The organism is Nitrosomonas sp. Is79A3 (assembly GCF_000219585.1).
GTDB lineage: Bacteria > Pseudomonadota > Gammaproteobacteria > Burkholderiales > Nitrosomonadaceae > Nitrosomonas.
Map to the genome: position 1 here is coordinate 3,729,761 of NC_015731.1, position 17,600 is coordinate 3,747,360.

The following is a 17,600-nucleotide window of genomic DNA, read 5'->3' on the forward strand; positions in this document are numbered from 1 at the left end:
CCAAAGATAGAATGATAGTGTTGGGGTTCACAAGCTCACCCCAACCTACAAAATAAATACAAGGAATCCGCATGAAAAAACTGTTGTTCATCATCGCGTTGTTACTGTGTCTGCCCATGCTGATTGCGGCACCATCGTCCGCAACCGCCGTGGCACAGGTGGATGTGCGCGCGGAAGTCAACGCGGCGCTATATGCCGCATCGGCAACGCTGGCTGCTACCGAGCGTATGGCGGATGAAAAAATGCGCATGCAGCGCAAAGAAATTGATACGCTGCGCGCCAAAATCCAAGCCGGGGAAAAACGTTTGAATGATGCGCTCAGCACAGCGGAAGAAAGCTATATCGCCGCCCTAGCCGCACTTGACCGGACCTATGCGCATGAAATTGCGATATTCCGCACAGCCGTTGAAAATATCGCGGCAACACCGGAAGGCGCGGCGGCCTTGGCGCGTTTTAATGCCGGTGATGAAATCGGCGCTTTGGCCGTGCTGGATGATTTACGCGCAGCCCGTGATGCCGCGCGCCAGAAGCGCATCGACATCGAAAGCGCTGCAGAAGGTCGTAACATTGCACTATTAGCGCTGGAAGCGCGTAGTAAAGGCAAAATGACTACAGCCCAGGTAATTGCGCGTTATGAAGAGATCACTCGCCTCGATCCCGGCGTGCATTGGGATTGGGTGGAACTGGGTCGTTTGTACCGGGATGCTGGCAGATTGTCCGATAGGTTACATGCAGCGCAAAAATCAGCCGAAACCGCAATGGATGACAGGGAACGTTCAGTCGCAATGAGTGCTCTGGGTGATATTCAGACTGTACAGGGCGATTTGACCGCTGCGCTTAAAAGCTTTCAGAATTCCCTGGCTATAGCTGAGCGTCTGGCTCAATCCGACCCAGGCAATGCCGGGTGGCAGCGCGATTTGTCGATCTCCTATAGCAAAATAGGCGGCATACAAACCGCTCAGGGTGACTTGCCCGCCGCGCTTAAAAGCTATCAAGCTTCTCATGCCATATTTGAGCGCCTGGCTCAATCCGACCCAGGCAATGCCGGGTGGCAGCGCGATTTGTCGGTCTCCTTTGACAGAATAGGCGACATACAAACCGCTCAGGGTGACTTGCCCGCCGCGCTTAAAAGCTTTCAGAATTCCCTGGCTATTCGTGAGCGTCTGGCTCAATCCGACCCAGGCAATGCCGAGTGGCAGCGGGACTTGATTGTCAGCTATGTGAAATTGAGTGAAGTCACAGGCGATAAAACTTATATGACCAAAGCACTGCATGTCGCATTGGGTATGCAAAAAAGAAAAATCCTGGCACCCCGCGATGCTTGGATGATCGAAGAATTGCAGAAGCGCGCAGAACAATAAGTCCATGCTAAACCTACCGCCGCATCCAGCCCACAATCTTTTCTCCCGCAAGGAATGGGGAATGATTGGTATCTGTGCAGTACTGATCATCGGGTTAGGAACGGCGGGTTATTCGGCTTTGCATCCCGATGCCTCGCTATCCGATCAACTCTATAAAACCCTGGGATTGTTTACCTTTGGTTTTTCCGCACCGACAGGAAACATTCCCTGGCAACTGAATGTGGCGCGTTGGTTAGCGCCAGCTTTACTCAGCTACGCGGCGGTTAAAACTATTCTGTTGATGCTGCGCGGGCAATTGCTGTTGCTGCGAATCCGGCGTTTACAAAATCATGCTGTGGTCTGCGGCTTGGGGGAGTATGGCTGGCCGATCGTGCAAGCGTTGGCGGCCAAGGATATTCCCACGGTGGTGATTGAACCCGATCCGATGAATAGCCATTTGGGTTGGGCCGATAATACGGGGGTTTATGTGTTGCCCGGCAATGCCCGCGACGCGAATAATCTGGTGAAAGTCAATGTGACGCAGGCAAAATACTTGCTGGCAGTGACTGAAGACGATGCCGCCAATACTGAGATAATTGTTCAGGCTTATCAACTGAAGCAAGCAGATCCAGAGTCACCGCTATTAAAATGCATCGCGCATGTACAAAGCCATGAATTGGCGGCGGTGTTGTATGACGACGCGGTTTTCTCGCAGGATTTTGCCCATTTCTCCGCTCGCATCATCAACCGGCAGCAACTGGCGGCGCGCTGGTTGTTGTTGCAGCATGGCCCGGATACCGAGCTTGTCAATGACATCCCCCGGCTGGAGGAGATCAGAATTCTGTTGCTGGGCAACCATGCGTTTGTGGAGGATTTGATTGTGCGGCTGACCAAGCTGGGACATTATGGCACCGCGCACCCCGTTCACATCACCTTGGCAGGCCCGCAAGCAGCCGTTCAACTTGAGGCAATCAATAAACGCTGGCCGGTTTTGTCTGAAATCATCAGTATCAAGGCGAAAGACATCGCGTTAAGTTTCTTGAGTGCGCAAAATGCGCAGCAACTGATCAACAGTTTCAAGCCCCATTTAATTTATCTGTGCGCCGCCGATACCGAGTCCACGTTGATCGGCGCAAAAGCGCTGGCGCGGTTGACGTTGCACTGCCCGGTCATGGTGTGCCAGTTTGCCGATGATTTGCTGACCCGAAGTATTGAACCCGCATTCCATTCCTACGCTCAGTTTAAATTTGTTTATCCCACCCAGGAAATTTTCACTGTGGCGGCTATTTTCAACGCAACGCAGGATCAACTGGCAATCGCCATTCACAATCATTATGTCGAATCGCAAATTGCAGCAGGCGATACGGCGGCGAACAATACCTCGCTGGTACGCTGGGAAGATCTGCCCGAAACCTTGAAAGACGCCAACCGCAACCAGGCCGATCACCTGCAAATCAAATGCCGCGTCATCACCGGCTCACTGCATTACACGCCGGAACAAATCGAACAAGCATTGAACGACAAGAAAACCCTGGAGCGCCTCGCGCGCATGGAACATGACCGCTGGGTGGCGGAAAAACGGCTGGATGGCTGGCATTATACCGAGGGCGCAAAAAATATCGCCGCGCGTTTGTCTCCCAGTTTGATTTCATGGGAACAGTTACCTGAATCCGAGCGGCAGAAAGATCGCGACTCGGTACACAATATTCCCCACCTTTTGCGATGGATCGAATCGAGTACAACAAATCATGAATAACCACCAGGATAGTTATACAACGATGGTCGCCAATCCACTGGTGCCAATGACATTGCGTATCGGCGTGGCGGGGCATCTCGATCTTCCCGAAGTTGAATTACAACGGCTGCGAGAGGAAATTGAAGCCACTTATGCGGATATCCGTCGTGCCCTCCAAGCAATATCACCGGTCGAATCAAAAAATATCATTGCCAAAATGCTGTATGACAATGACATCGAGCCGATCATGCGCATTATTTCTTCACTGGCTGAAGGCGCGGATAGGCTTTGTATCGAACCGGACATCATGCCACCGCACGCGGAGCTGGCGTGTATTCTTCCGTTCCCCGCAAAGCAATATGCACAGGATTTTTTACCCAGAGAAAACGAAGCCACAGGTAAAAAATCGGGAACAGTCGCTGAGTTCTATAGCATCCTGCAGCGCTTCGGATATTACACGCATAAAAGCCGCGTTCACTACAATCGTAAAGCCCAAGTAATCGAACTGGACGGCGATCCCAACCGTCGCACACAGGCTTATATCGACTGCAGCCGTTTATTGGTTACCCATAGCGATATCTTGATTGCTGTATATGATGGCGACAATAGCGAAGACAAAGGCACAGCCGCCGCGGTCCAAGCCGCCTGGTTGAAAGGTATACCTGTGATTCATATTTCCACCTTGCCGATGGAAGAACGCCGGATCTATCGCTGCGATCAATCCAGCAATAAAAAGAGCCAGACATACACAGCAGAAATATTGCAGGATGAATTAAGCCGCGCATTGCTATTCACTGACTTGCTGAATGACTCGAATGAATCCAATAGCGCTTTCAAGCAGGAAATTTTTTCCCGTTTTAAACATTATCAAGCCGATAAGCACTTGTGTTTGATCGCCGATGAATCACCCGATTATGACAACGCCGGTCCAATCAAACTCAAGAAGGAATATAAAAGTTTCGCCACCCAAGCATTTGATACCTTCAAACGCATGATCGCCCGTAAAGAAAAAGTGGACGATATGCAAAAACGCCTATTTTCTGAAACAGAGAACCATCGAGGGGATACTCAGAATCAAGAAGGTTTGCCCGAAAAAAAGGCAACACCGAGTCAGGATCGATATTATGCGGCTTATCTGTACGCAGATCGGCTAGCTAACTATTATTCGCGCTCGCATCGCAGTACGTTTGTTTTGATTTATCTGCTGGGTGCAGCGGCTTTGACGGCAGCAGTCTTTGCACTGGCGTTTAAAACAAGCCCTGTTACCTGGCCGATGCTTGTTCTAGTGCTGATCGAACTGGCTTTGTTGCTTACAATTTCCAAGCTTTATCAACAAGATCGCCATGACCAGAAATACCATAAACATTGGCTTGAATACCGGCATCTGTCCGAAGTACTGCGACCCATGCACTACCTGTCACTGCTGGGTAGAACTTATTCCATTGAGCAACCGCCACACGACAACTCAAAAATTTCAAGTCGCACTGAGATCGATCACAGCACTGCAGGAAGAACTTGGCAATCGATCTATACCCATACAATCAATCGCTGGGCGGGTTTTAGTGTCTGTCAGTTGAGTCAATCCTACCAAAAACACATCCGCACGTTCTTAACCACTACTTGGGTGGATGGGCAAATCAATTATCACCGCAAAAATGCTGCGATGATGAGTGTATCGGCGCAAACACTAGAAAAATGGAATCACGGCTTGTTTACCACTACGATCCTCGTTGTGTGCTTCAAACTAATCACCGTCTTGATCGATCTGCTACACCAACAATTGGTTCATCAAGCTATTCAAACGATGATCTTTCCGGGAGAAATAGCTTACCCACTGGCACTATTAGTCATTGTCCTCCCCATTTGTGCAACCACTACCTTTGCAATCCGCCACCACGCAGAGTTTGACATCTTGGCGCAGCGCTCAATCACTCTGGGCGAAGCGTTGATTCTAAAACGTAACCACGTGATAAACGATCAACCCGCCTTGATTTCCAATCAACTCGCTGCAGACATGAAAGAAATTGCTGACATCACCACACAGGAAAATACCAACTGGCTGGAAATATTTAAAGTGAAGCAGTCTGAGTGTTGATTCAGAAGCAGAATTATCGTGTGGTTAAGCGCTTGGGCTTAGCTTCTATTTCCAGTCCTAAACAATGCCCCTGTCCCTTCCTATTGCAATCAGTTCATGACATTAGTGACATAATACATATACTTGTACATCATCGAAGTACAACAAACTTCCGAGCACAGCAGTAAGCAGTTTAATGTTTATTTCTCACGATCTCGCAACCTTTGAATTTCTCGATCGAGATAGTCGTCTTTTACTCCTCCTTTACCTACAGCTTTCCTCCACTCATATAAACGTTCGTAATCCTTGCCTTTTTCGAACGTAGTGAGAACATCGCCATGCAACTTAATCTCGAAATTAGTACCCTTTTTTGAAGTGAGAGATCCATCCTTCTTATACTCAATATAACTAATGTGATAAGGACCCCTACTCTTTGTTCCAAGGCCTCTCAGTGTCACAGCTCCAATTATGAGATAAGTGTCATTACCCCGTGCTTCTATGACAAGCTTTCCTTTGATCTCTGGATGCATTTGCATATAGGGATTTCCTTTCAAATCCACTGTTTGACCTTTCGTCCACCAATAGGTGCCCACTATTTCTGCAGAAATCTTTGGCACTAATGCACTGAGGTTACCTATATTTGATAACGTATGATCTTTAGCTGATTTTTGTTTTCCTATGGATACTTCTTCGGTCGAAGGAAGCAATTGTAACGACTTCGTAGCATTCATCTGGAAACTTAAAAATACAATGACTATCGATACAAGCGTAAGACCGACAATCCATAAAGTTTTAGGTGAATCCTGAGAATGTGGTCGCGATATAGGCGGCTGTTTTGGTAAGCCGAGAATACCGGCTATGGCACTAATAAGATGCTGATATTGCATGACATTTTGGTTTCCATTCCAGCCGATCAAGTTTGCGGCCTGAATGGAGCGAAAACCAATTGGAGGTTCAATCTTATCAATTATTACTGGTACCAATATTTTTCGTTTGTTTCCATCCTCCGCTTCCTCACGCACCCAATCTTTATGAATTGAAGTCTTAGACCAAATTACGACTACACAGCGCGCTCCTTGGAGAGCTTTTCCAATAAAATCATGCCAAGATTTGCCCGGGGGTATTTCCTGATCCCAGAAAACTGACCAACCCTGGGCTTCAAGCGCCTTAGTAAGCTGTCTCGCATACACCAAATCTTCCCGCGCATAACTCAAAAATATATCGCTCATAATTTAGTTCTTAGTGGTTCAATCGAAATTTGCGGGGCGATTGATAGCTCGCCTTTTGAGTTTCTCATTTGCATGTCGGAATTTTGTCATGGCAAATGGTGTGAATGGCAATAAAATCGATGCCAGATGGTTAAGGAACCACTAATTAGATCCTTCAACAAACTAACTAAGGACGAACAGTAATATATTGATTACGTTCGTGGTGAGCGTATCGAACCACGAGTGTAATCAACTTAATCAGAATTTCCTTAACTATCTGACATCTGGAACTATTTAAATCTTGACTGTACTCAAGTCGCTTCTGCTTCTGGCCAGCAGTATCACATAACCATCTTTGAGCGTGTCATCCTGCGCTATGCTGACGCCTGTGCTGAGGATATCCTGCACCACCAACGGCGGTGTATTGGGTGGAAAAAGAACTTGAACCATTCCATTGTTTTTTTCCGATTCTTGTTTTGCGATGGTTAATTGCTGCTTAACCATGGGGGAGAGGCGATTATTGACGACCATTGTGTCGCTGGAGAGCGCCATTTTCTGCACGTCAATCTGCTGCTTTTGCTCGCCATTCTCGACGACCTCAGAAACTTTGACCGCTTCCGGTTGTACGCCAGTCTGTTTTTTCCAGGTTTCAGACTGCTGATTGACGGATTGCGTGAATGGGTCGCTGGCGAATGCATAAGCTGCCGCCCCGCCGGCGAGTGCCCCCAGACCTGCGCCAATTGCCGCGCCCTGCCCGCCGCCAATTGCTGCGCCTATTCCTGCGCCTGCTAGCGCGCCTAAGCTACTGCCCATCATGGCCTGCTGTTCTTTGGTCATATTCGCGCAGCCGCTTAGCATAAATGTCATCAAGGTGATGATCGTAATGAACTTCCGCATTATTCTCTCCTTATTGGTTGATTATTAATTTATTTTTTGTTGAAAAAATCTATTGCCCAGTCGTCTATATCAGGATCTTCATCAGTTGCCGATGCCTTATTTTGACTGGGTTCTTTTTGACTGCCGGATGGTTTTGACGGCGCTTGTGTTGTTTTGTCGGCCGTCCGGACCGGTTCCTTATTTTTGGTTTTTGGTTTTTCTACTTGGTCAGGCACTTCCGATTCAAAAGGTCCTAGCGCAGCAGGCTTTTCTACCGGGAACTCAATCTGCGGAAGTCTGGTTTCTTGTTGGATGGGCTGTGCAGGTACCCTGACAGCAACCGGCTGGCTACTGGCTTCCGGAAGTTGATTGGCCGGTTGCGTTTCTGCTGGTGGCAGATTAACCATTTGTGGTGCTGGAGCCGGAGCTGATGCCACAGGTGCAACTTGTGATGGTTCTGTCATATCCATTTGCCAGAAGACATAGCCTCCTGCGGGAACCAGAAGCGCAGCAGCGATCATCACGACCGGATAATTTCTTGCAAAAAGCATGAAAAAATTTTCTCCGGTCGGTTCCGGATCTTTTTCGGTCAGCGCCACGTTGCGCAAAGCTTGACCGAACTCCCGCGCGCTGAAGAATCGCTTTTCGGGATCTTTTTCCAATGCCTTTAACACGATTTTTTCCAGCCTGGCCGGGATTTCCTGATTAAATTGGCGCGGAGATGTTGGTTTTTCTTTGATTTGCGCGTTCATTAACTCGAATTCGGTATCGCCTTTGAACAGCGCGCGCCCAGTCAACATTTCATACAGGACTGCGCTCAGAGAGTAAATATCCGAGCGCGCATCGCCTTCTTTTCCCTGAATCTGTTCAGGCGGCGTGTATTCCACTGTGCCAATAAAATTCCCGGTTTTTGTCAGGCGCGCTTTTCCCAAAATTCTGGCAATGCCAAAATCCATGATTTTAATGTTGTCCTGTTCATTGACCATAATGTTGCTGGGTTTTAAGTCACGATGGACAACTTTTAATTGATGCGCGTATTCCAGGCCTTCCAAAGCTGCAACCGCATAATTCAGGGCTTCGCGCCAAGGGAGTGCACCGCGTTTCTTTATGATGCTTTCCAGTGTTTCGCCTCTAACAAATTCCAGCGCCATATAATACTGATTCTGTGTCTGGCCGAAATTATAAAGGGTTGTAATATTGGAATGATTCAACCGGCCTGTGGCTACGGCTTCTGATTTGAAACGGTCTACAATTTCCTGGCGGTTAATCAGTTCCGGGCGCATCAGTTTAATGGCGACTTCGCGCTCCAGCATGGTGTCGATGCCTTTGTAAACCTCTCCCATGCCACCTTCGCCGATTTTTTCGATGATTTTGTAATTATCAATTTGATCCATGGTTGTATTTTTTAATAATTAAGAATTTTTACACCCGGGTAATGGGCATTTTTTTATTGTCTGCAGGCATTTTCAGGATTTTTACAATAATCACTGAAATATTGTCATGCCCCCCCCTGCCATTTGCCAACCGTACTAATTCCTGACACGCTGGTTGTGCCGCATGGGTGACTACTTGATGAATCATTTCCGTTTCATCCACCAGATCGTACAGCCCATCCGAGCAGAGCAAAAAACAATCGCCGATTTGTAGCGGTATTGGTGAGTCAGAAGTGTCTACAAAAACTTCTTTCCGCGTGCCAACTGCGTGCGTAATAATATTTCTATCCGGGTGGTTTTTTGCTTGATTCTGATCAATCAACCCTTGCCGCAGCATTTCCGCAACCAGGGTATGGTCCTTTGTCAGTTGCTTTATCTCATTTTCCCGCACGAGATAAATCCGGCTATCTCCCGTATAAGCAAAATAAGCCGCCGATTCATAGAGAGCCAGCGCAACCAGCGTTGTTCCCATGCCCTGATATTCGGGAGAATGCTGAGCGTGTGCATAGATGGTGGAATTGGCGGCCTCAAAAACCCGGCGCAAAGCTCGTTCAGGAGATTGTCGCTCTATCTGGATAAAAAAGTTGTGTTGAATTTCCTCTACTGCCAGGCGGCTGGCAATATCTCCCGCCTGATGTCCACCCATGCCATCCGCCACGACAGCAATAAAGTCACGCTTGCCGGAAGAATGAAAAAGACCGATATAATCCTGGTTAACAGGTCTGCTGCGGCCTGTGTCAGTTAATGAGCCGATTTCCAGTTGATAGGAAATCGGCTCAGGCTTGACCACACTGAATCGGGCAATTTTTCTTAAAAAACTTTTCCACATGATACCGGGTAAACTCGGTGCGACTTATTCGATAGCCTTTTGAATTCCCATAATATCCAATCCATGTGCAATTGGTACAGCAAAAGTAATTATAGTGCCTTGCTCTTGTTTCATTGATGTAAATATCCCGATAACACGCCCTTTGTCATTAAATACTGGACCACCGCTGTTGCCAGCGCCAGTTGCGTTAACAGTCAATTGATAAGCATCGCCCATCTCGCTTATATATACACTGATTGAGTCCGAAGTTATATTTGCCGAGCTATTTAACACCTTGCCTATATTACCAGTGGTTATTGTGGGTTCAGGTATGATACGTACTTCTCCTTTGCGGTTAAAGGGATCCTGTGAATCAACTTTGACGAACAGATTAGGTGAAATTTCTGGATAACCCATAACTGTGATTTGTTCCCCCGCTGATACAGGGGTGGTTGCATCCATCTGTACAAAATGCAACGCTTGCGGAACATCCACTTTAATAAGAGCAACATCTGCAGTATCGGAGATACGCGCCAGACGCGCAGGAACCCTCAGATTTGTTCTTGGAAAAGTGATATCAAGGTAATCATTCCGTCCTTCTGCATTTTTACCTTGTAGAAGCTTTCCACCTAACATTTTAGAATCTATCGGTACCCATTTAGATAGCGACTTTTTAACCAAAGTATGCTCCTTATCAGCAAGTTGCTTGTCATCTTTACAGCCGTTATCCGCGCATCTCCGGATTATGCCGGGCAACGGCAATTTGGTATAGCTGGTATGCCAGCCTGTAGCAACATGGCGGTTCGTCAAAATAAAACCATTCTCCTGGACGACAAAACCACTACCAATGCTACTTCCTCCAATAGGAGTATCTGATTCCAAATCCAGAAAGGGTTCGATACTGTCATTATCAGCAATATATATATAGACAGGCAACGGCTCTTTTGGATCAGTAATACAAGCATTCTTGGAATTACGATGGCAATCTTTTTTATGACCAATCTGCTTACCCGTTTGAACATGAATCAACTTCCAACTGGTTTCAATTAAAACGGTGGATGAACCATATAAGCGAGATATATCTGCTGCAGACATTGGTGCGCTAGCTTTCATTTCTGCAAGTTGCTTATCCTGATCAGATTTTACTGCAGTCAAGCTCGAACCGACTGTATTAAGCATTTCTTGCTTATCAACTTGGCCTTGATATACAAAATAACCTACGACAAGCGCTATGACCGTAAATATTCCTACGCTGATATTAATCATTTTGCGCCGGGTTGTTGTTTCAGTTTCATGAATCCGGCGTTCTAATGTTTCATGACCGATGCCCTGTTTTTTAGGCTCAGCTGTTTTGGTACGCGTTTCTCCAGATTGTGCTTGGCGTTCATTTTCACGTGTTGATTTTGAATCCGAGAAACTTCCCGCTTCGCGGGTTTTCTTTGCAGCTGGAGGCGGATCTAGCTCAAAAATGAATTTAGGGCCGCCTTTACCCAATTGCACAGTATCTCCGGCATTCAAGGTTACCGGCTCGGTTACTTGCTTATCATTGACAAAGGTTCCATTGCTGCTGTTTAAATCGGTCAGTAAAAAAGTATCTTCACCCTGAGGGGTTATTTTTAAATGATTCCGGCTGACCAAATCTTCTTTTTCAGGATCATAATTCACCTGACAATTGGTGTTTCGTCCGAAAGTGATGGCATCAAACGGCAATTCAAAACTTTCAGTCTGATTAGCTTTTGTACCCGTCAGGTGCTTTATGATTATTTTTTGCATTGATTTTCCCTTGTTGACTAAGATTCGTGTCAGATTCACAATGTGAAAGCGGCATGGCATTAAGGAGACACTGAACAAGCCGAGTACATTTATGGCGCGGCAGACTTGCCACGAAAGCCATCAACTCTTTACCGTTCACTCTTAATTTGTCAAAGGGAGCGTGTGAACGGACTTAACCAGCATTTCCTTAATCCAATTACGGTCAATATCATAACCCATTATGTTAACAGCAGTAAACTCAAAATAAAGCTGCTAATTTTAGAAAAGCATTTGATTTTATAATTTAAATAGAGTTTTTCACGACTTGCTGAATGCTTCTGTGTTTCGATATTTTTCTGGGATTTTTGTGTTACATACAGCAGCAGAGAATTTGCCGGTTTATGGTCAACAAAAGATACGATCGGATTCTTTTTTGCTTTTGTGTGTACTATCAATATTCAACCGGCACAGGATCCAAACTGCGCCACAAATACCACGTAGCCACCGAGCGCCAGGGTTGCCAGGGTTTGGCGAGTTCGAGCATGGTTTTTTTGTCTACCGGTTGCTTGTCATAATAGTGTTGACTGATCGCGCGTTGCAATCCGATATCGTCCAGCGGCAGCACATCCGGGCGCTGCAGGTGAAAAATCAAAAACATTTCCGCAGTCCAGCGTCCTATGCCTTTCACTTCAGTAAGTTGTTGGATGATGGCTTCATCATCCATTTCTATCCAAATAGTTTCATTCAAACTTTCTTCGATAAAGTGCCGCGACAAATCCTGCAAGTAAGTTATTTTTCTTGCGGACAATCCGCAGGCGCGCAATAAATCCTGTTCCACTGCAGCAATCGTGTGCGGCGTCATGTCCGGAATGGCGCGGATTACTTTCTGCCAGACGCTTTCGGCAGCTTTGACGGAAATCTGCTGTCCGACGATGGAGCGCGCCAGGGTGGTGAAAGCACAGCCGCGTGAAGTGAGCGTAGCATCTTCAAATTGCCGGATTAACTGATGCATGACTTTATCGCATGCAGCCAGTTCCTGTATCGCTTGTGTCCAGTATAACGGCGTCATCTCTTTGCCGAAGTGGGATTGTTGAACGCAGAGAGTGTGCAATTTTTCCGGTGGTAAAACAAGCTTGTTTAGAGTCATTCTCAAATTGAAATTAACAATTCACATTGAGTATTTCTTCTATCTCTCTTATTTATTTGAACATTTTATTGCTTATTGGATTGCAACCGGCTTTCCCATTAAGTCTTTGTCATATAACTATAAACTTCCCAATTCTTGCTTGACTATCGTCTATTTTTTGATTAAAGTGGGGTCTGGTGGGAGAATGTGGGAAAATTTGGTGGACCTCGATTAATTTTCCCTTTATGAAAGGAGACAGCATGTTCCGTGGCATCACGCAGCTCAGTCTGGATGCAAAAGGTAGGCTTGCGATACCCGCAAGATACCGTGGCGAACTGATGTCTTCCTGCACAGGACACTTGATAGTCACTGTTGATCCTTCAAAGTGTTTGTTGATTTATCCTCAGCCAGCCTGGGAACCGATAGAACAAAAACTCAATAATCTTTCCAGTTTTGAATCCAAAACTCGCAACTTACAAAGGTTGCTGGTGGGTAATGCCTGCGATGTCGAGATGGATGCTGCCGGCCGTATTCTGGTGTCGCCGCCACTGAGACAGTTTGCTGGTTTGTCCAAAGATGTGGTTTTGGTTGGTCAAGGCGCAAAATTTGAATTGTGGGATGAAACGCAATGGAATTTACAGATAGAAAATACATTGGCTTTCAAGGATGGCGATATGCCGCCTGAGCTGGATGGCTTTTCCCTGTGATAAAGCGGTAAATCGCGCAGATGCACATTGCAGTGTTGTTGCAGGAAGCGGTCGATGCATTGGCGATAAAACCGGATGGTGTCTATGTGGATGCAACGTTTGGGCGTGGCGGACATAGCCGCTTGATACTGTCGCGACTGGGTGAGCAGGGCCGGTTAATCGCCTTGGATCGAGATCCTGCTGCAGTTAAATCAGGCGAAGCGATTGCAGACAAGCGATTTTGTATCCGGCATAGCAGTTTTTCCGGAATGCGGCAGATTTTGCAGGAAATGGGTATCACAAAGATTGATGGGGTGTTACTGGATTTGGGAGTGTCTTCACCGCAATTGGAAGAAATTTCACGCGGATTTAGCTTTCGTTCTGCAGGACCGCTCGATATGCGCATGGATACAAGTAGCGGGCAGACTGCGGCAGAGTGGCTGGCAACGGTTACCGAAGATCAACTGGAATGGGTGATAAAAGAATATGGCGAAGAACGGTTTGCTAGGCAGATTGCAAGAGCGATTATTATGGCAAGAACGCGGCAGCCTATTGTTACCACATTGCAACTTGCCGAGATTATCGCCGCGGTCATTCGTCCGCGCCAGCGGGAAAATATGCGGCATCCGGCGACGCGCGCTTTTCAGGCGATACGGATTTATCTCAATCAGGAGCTTGAGGAGCTGTCGCTAGTTTTGCCGCAGTGCGTTGAATTATTAAATCCGGGAGGAAGGTTGGTGGTCATCAGTTTTCATTCTTTGGAAGATCGCATGGTCAAACAGTTTATGCGAGCAGGAGCCAGTACGGACGAACTTCCGCGTGGCGTACCGCTGCGGGAGAAGGAGCTGCAACGGTTCAGTAAACAGACATTGCGCGTGATTGGCAAAGCAGTTCGTCCGGGCAAGCTGGAAGTGGCAGAGAATGTACGGTCAAGGAGTGCGGTAATGCGGGTGGCCGAAAGAATGACATTAAACGGGTAATCGAATGTTCAAACTGAACATTTTCTTTATTTTTGTGTTGATTGCTTGCGCATTGGGCGTGGTGACCTCGCAGCATACAGCCCGCAAGCTTTTTATGGCACTGGAGAACGAAAAAGGAATAGAGCGGAAACTGGAAGTGGAATGGGGAAGATTGCAACTGGAGCAAAGCACACTGATTATGCACGGACGCATCGAACAGATTGCGAAAGAAAATTTGAATATGACTGTGCCAGTGGCCTCCAGTATACAAATTGTTTCGATCAGCAATGCCGAGGATCGGTTAAGTCCGAAAAGCCTTGAACCATGATAAAAATAAAACCCGAGATACCGCAAATCAAATTATCGGCATGGCGCTCAATCCTATTGCTCAGTTTACTGGTGCTGGGTTTAGTCAGTTTGGCAGGACGTGCGGCCTACTTGCAGGGAATGCACCATGATTTTTTGCAGCAGAAGGGAGAATTGCGCTATAGCCGGGTTGTAGAAATGAATGCAGACCGAGGAATGATTACAGACCGGAATGGACAAATCCTGGCGATCAGCTCACCGATCGCATCGGTATATGCCGATCCGAAAGTGGTAAAGATCACCCCCGATCAGCTAAAACAGTTATCTGGCTTACTTGAAACCAGTATGGCTGAAATAGATGACCGGATTAAAAGAGAGAACAGCCGTTTTGTTTATCTAAAACGGCAAGTGGTTCCGGATACCGCCGAGAAGATCATGAAGTTAAAGATTCCGGGTATTTTTTTAAGCAGCGAATCCAAGCGATACTATCCGGAAAGTGAGTTTGCCGCGCATGTCCTGGGTTTTACTGATATTAACGACGAAGGTCAAGAAGGTGTCGAACGGGGTTGGCAGGAAACACTCGCTGGTGAGTTGGGTAGCCGTCGTGTTATTAAAGATAACAAAGGGCGCATCATTGAAGATATTGAAAATATTCGCACGCCCAAACCAGGCCAGGATCTGGTTTTGTCAATCGATAGAAGAATTCAGTATCGTGCGCATGTCGAATTAAAAGACGCGGTAAAAATCAACAAAGCCAAGGCTGGCAGCGTTGTTGTGCTGGATGCGCAGACGGGAGAAATTCTGGCGTTGACCAATTTACCGGCTTATAACCCAAACCGAAGATCAACGATCAATAATGAAAGAATTCGCAATCGCGCATTGATTGATACTTTCGAACCAGGCTCCACACTAAAGCCATTTACTGTGGCAATCGCACTGGAAGTGGGAAAAGTCAATGCGGATACGCTCATGCAGACATCGCCAGGAACGCTGCAAGTGGGCAGAAAAACCATACGGGATGTCAGTAATAAGGGGGAATTGACTGTTGCCCAGGTAATCCAACAATCGAGTAATGTCGGGACGGCAAAAATAGCTTTGTCACTTGAGTCGCAAACAATGTGGGAGATGTTTAATCGTTCCGGGTTTGGCATGCTAACGAACTCGGGTTTTCCCGGAGAAGCCAGCGGAATACTGCGGCCCTATAATAAATGGCGCACGATTGAACAAGCCACTATGTCATATGGTCATGGTATCTCAACCAGTCTGATGCAATTAGCCCGCGCCTATACAATCTTTGCGAGCGGGGGCGAATTAAAACCCATCTCGTTGTTGAAGCAAACGATGCCCGTCATGGGGCAACGCGTGATCTCACGTCATACTGCGTTGGCGATGAGCCGTATGCTGGAAATGGCAACCAAGCCCGGTGGCACGGCGCCATTGGCGCAGATTAGTGGCTACCGCGTTGCCGGTAAAACGGGGACGGCACATAAACTGATCGATGGTCAGTACGCCAATAAGCGCTATATTTCAACTTTTGTGGGCTATGCGCCCGCATCAAATCCCCGCTTGATCATTGCGGTGATGATCGATGAGCCCTCCGCAGGAAAATATTTTGGGGGCGCTGTGGCTGCACCAGTCTTTAACAAGGTAATGTCAGGCGCTTTACGCATTATGAATATTCCACCCGATGCGCCTGCCAATAATGTAGTTACCTTTACAGCAACACCCGAGATGGATGAAGAAGGATGAGTTTGATGACTGTCAAAAAGAAAGCATCAAAATTATTTGATAATCATCTTCTGGATGAGATCGGGGTTCCTATTGAGAATCTCGTCACGGATAGCCGCCTGATAAAACGCGGTGATACGTTTCTAGCCTATGCAGGTGAAGTGACTGACGGGCGCAAATTTATCCCGCAGGCAATCGCTGCCGGTGCCAATGCCGTTCTCTGGGATCCGCAAAATTTTTCATGGGATCCGGAATGGCATATCCCTGCATTGGCGATCAATGAATTGCGGGCTAAAGCAGGGCTGATAGCCAGTTATGTTTATGGTAATCCATCACAAAAATTATGGATGGTCGGAATTACCGGAACCAACGGAAAAACATCCTGCAGTCATTGGTACGCACAAGCCATGACAAGCCTGGATAAGAAAACGGCCGTGCTGGGGACATTGGGAAATGGTTTTAGCGGCGAATTGGAGATTGCTGAAAATACAACACCCGAAGCCACAGTGCTGCAGCGCTCGCTGGCAAAATTTGTCGAACAAGGTGCGCAGAGTGTAGCAATGGAAGTATCTTCACACGGCCTGGTGCAAGGGCGGCTCAACGGAACAACGCTCGCAATTGCTGTACTGACTAATTTATCGCGTGATCACCTGGATTATCACCAGGATATGGATAGTTATGCTGCCGCCAAAGCACGCTTGTTTTTTTGGCCGGAATTAAAGTATGCGGTCATCAATATGGATGATGTACTGGGTGTTGAGTTATCGCGTCAGCTCGCTAATAAATCGATTAGAACCATCGGCTATGGATTTCGTTATCCGGAAGAACGCTATTCTAATCAATTTAAAATGGTCTATGGTTCAAATCTCAAGGTTGATATCCAGGGTATGGAGTTCGATATTGAATATGAGGATAATCACGAACATTTGAGAATTGGTTTGCTGGGTAAATTCAATGCATCAAACTTGCTGGCTGTCGTTGCAACTTTGTTGGCAAGTGGAATTCGTTTACCGGATGCTATCCGGTCACTTCAAAGCGTACAACCCATTCCGGGCCGGATGGAAAAATACGAAGGGGTTGACCAGCCTATTATTATCGTGGACTACGCACACACGCCCGATGCATTGGAAAAAGTGCTGTGCACATTGCGTGAACTTTCGCGCAATGCCAGCCAAAATAAAGGCGCAGCCGGACAAAATGCGCGTTTGTTTTGTGTTGTGGGCTGTGGCGGTGATCGCGACAAAGGCAAGCGTGCGATGGTCGGTGAAGTGGCGACACGCCTGGCGGATGAAGTCATTTTTACCAGCGACAATCCGCGTATGGAAGATCCGCTGAGCATTATTAAAGATATTGTTGCTGGCGCAAGCGCCAAGAATTATCAGATAGAGGTCGATCGGACGTTAGCCATTTATCAGGCAATCGATAATGCCCAACCCGGCGATATTGTTCTGATCGCGGGTAAAGGCCATGAAAAATTTCAAGAAATAAAAGGACAGAAAATTCCTCTTAACGATGCCGACGTTGTGCAGCAAGTGCTGAAGGATTTAACCATGAAAGTGCGAGTGTGAT

Annotated in this window: 14 protein-coding genes; 8 read left to right on the plus strand and 6 right to left on the minus strand. The window is 47.0% G+C overall.

Annotation, left to right across the window (positions count from 1 at the left end; translation table 11 throughout):
• Window positions 1-71: 71 nt before the first annotated feature.
• Genes NIT79A3_RS18055 through NIT79A3_RS17385 form a run of 3 tightly spaced genes read left to right on the plus strand, consistent with a single transcriptional unit; the run spans window position 72 to window position 5,170 of the window.
• Window positions 72-1,361: a hypothetical protein gene (locus NIT79A3_RS18055; RefSeq protein WP_013967446.1), complete on the plus strand. Its 1,290-nt coding sequence runs from the start codon at window positions 72-74 to the stop codon at window positions 1,359-1,361.
• A gap of 4 nt (window positions 1,362-1,365) precedes the next feature.
• Window positions 1,366-3,096, plus strand: coding sequence for an NAD-binding protein (locus NIT79A3_RS17380; RefSeq protein ID WP_083817983.1), 1,731 nt, complete (start codon window positions 1,366-1,368; stop codon window positions 3,094-3,096).
• A complete protein-coding gene (locus NIT79A3_RS17385) occupies window positions 3,089-5,170 on the plus strand; it encodes a hypothetical protein (protein WP_013967448.1) in 2,082 nt (693 codons plus the stop codon). Before NIT79A3_RS17380 ends, NIT79A3_RS17385 begins: the two co-directional genes overlap by 8 nt.
• 179 nt (window positions 5,171-5,349) lie before the next feature.
• Here the strand turns inward: NIT79A3_RS17385 and NIT79A3_RS17390 are convergent, their stop codons facing one another.
• From NIT79A3_RS17390 to NIT79A3_RS17420, 6 genes are all read right to left on the minus strand, one after another.
• Window positions 5,350-6,378, minus strand: a complete 1,029-nt coding sequence (locus NIT79A3_RS17390) for a toll/interleukin-1 receptor domain-containing protein (RefSeq protein ID WP_013967449.1) — start codon at window positions 6,376-6,378, stop codon at window positions 5,350-5,352.
• Between the two features lie 273 nt (window positions 6,379-6,651).
• On the minus strand, window positions 6,652-7,254 hold the full coding sequence (locus NIT79A3_RS17395) for a hypothetical protein (RefSeq protein ID WP_013967450.1): 603 nt from the start codon (window positions 7,252-7,254) through the stop codon (window positions 6,652-6,654).
• A gap of 29 nt (window positions 7,255-7,283) precedes the next feature.
• Complete coding sequence (locus NIT79A3_RS18060; RefSeq protein WP_013967451.1) at window positions 7,284-8,627, minus strand: serine/threonine-protein kinase; 1,344 nt, start codon at window positions 8,625-8,627, stop codon at window positions 7,284-7,286.
• A 28-nt stretch (window positions 8,628-8,655) separates the two neighbouring features.
• Complete coding sequence (locus tag NIT79A3_RS17405) at window positions 8,656-9,495, minus strand: Stp1/IreP family PP2C-type Ser/Thr phosphatase (RefSeq protein ID WP_013967452.1); 840 nt, start codon at window positions 9,493-9,495, stop codon at window positions 8,656-8,658.
• 24 nt (window positions 9,496-9,519) lie between these two features.
• Entirely contained in the window at window positions 9,520-11,247 is a 1,728-nt protein-coding gene (locus tag NIT79A3_RS17410; RefSeq protein ID WP_013967453.1) for a trypsin-like peptidase domain-containing protein, read from the minus strand.
• Between the two features lie 430 nt (window positions 11,248-11,677).
• Window positions 11,678-12,295, minus strand: coding sequence for a DNA-3-methyladenine glycosylase (locus NIT79A3_RS17420; RefSeq protein WP_041361256.1), 618 nt, complete (start codon window positions 12,293-12,295; stop codon window positions 11,678-11,680).
• A gap of 317 nt (window positions 12,296-12,612) precedes the next feature.
• Here NIT79A3_RS17420 and mraZ point away from each other — a divergent pair, with 317 nt between their 5' ends.
• Genes mraZ through NIT79A3_RS17445 form a run of 5 tightly spaced genes read left to right on the plus strand, consistent with a single transcriptional unit; the run spans window position 12,613 to window position 17,599 of the window.
• Window positions 12,613-13,059, plus strand: coding sequence for a division/cell wall cluster transcriptional repressor MraZ (gene mraZ, locus NIT79A3_RS17425; protein ID WP_013967455.1), 447 nt, complete (start codon window positions 12,613-12,615; stop codon window positions 13,057-13,059).
• A 20-nt stretch (window positions 13,060-13,079) separates the two neighbouring features.
• Entirely contained in the window at window positions 13,080-14,018 is a 939-nt protein-coding gene (gene rsmH, locus NIT79A3_RS17430; protein ID WP_013967456.1) for a 16S rRNA (cytosine(1402)-N(4))-methyltransferase RsmH, read from the plus strand.
• A gap of 4 nt (window positions 14,019-14,022) precedes the next feature.
• Complete coding sequence (gene ftsL, locus NIT79A3_RS17435; RefSeq protein ID WP_013967457.1) at window positions 14,023-14,325, plus strand: cell division protein FtsL; 303 nt, start codon at window positions 14,023-14,025, stop codon at window positions 14,323-14,325.
• On the plus strand, window positions 14,322-16,052 hold the full coding sequence (locus NIT79A3_RS17440; RefSeq protein WP_013967458.1) for a penicillin-binding transpeptidase domain-containing protein: 1,731 nt from the start codon (window positions 14,322-14,324) through the stop codon (window positions 16,050-16,052). Before ftsL ends, NIT79A3_RS17440 begins: the two co-directional genes overlap by 4 nt.
• 5 nt (window positions 16,053-16,057) lie before the next feature.
• Complete coding sequence (locus NIT79A3_RS17445) at window positions 16,058-17,599, plus strand: UDP-N-acetylmuramoyl-L-alanyl-D-glutamate--2,6-diaminopimelate ligase (protein ID WP_013967459.1); 1,542 nt, start codon at window positions 16,058-16,060, stop codon at window positions 17,597-17,599.
• Window position 17,600: the final 1 nt, after the last annotated feature.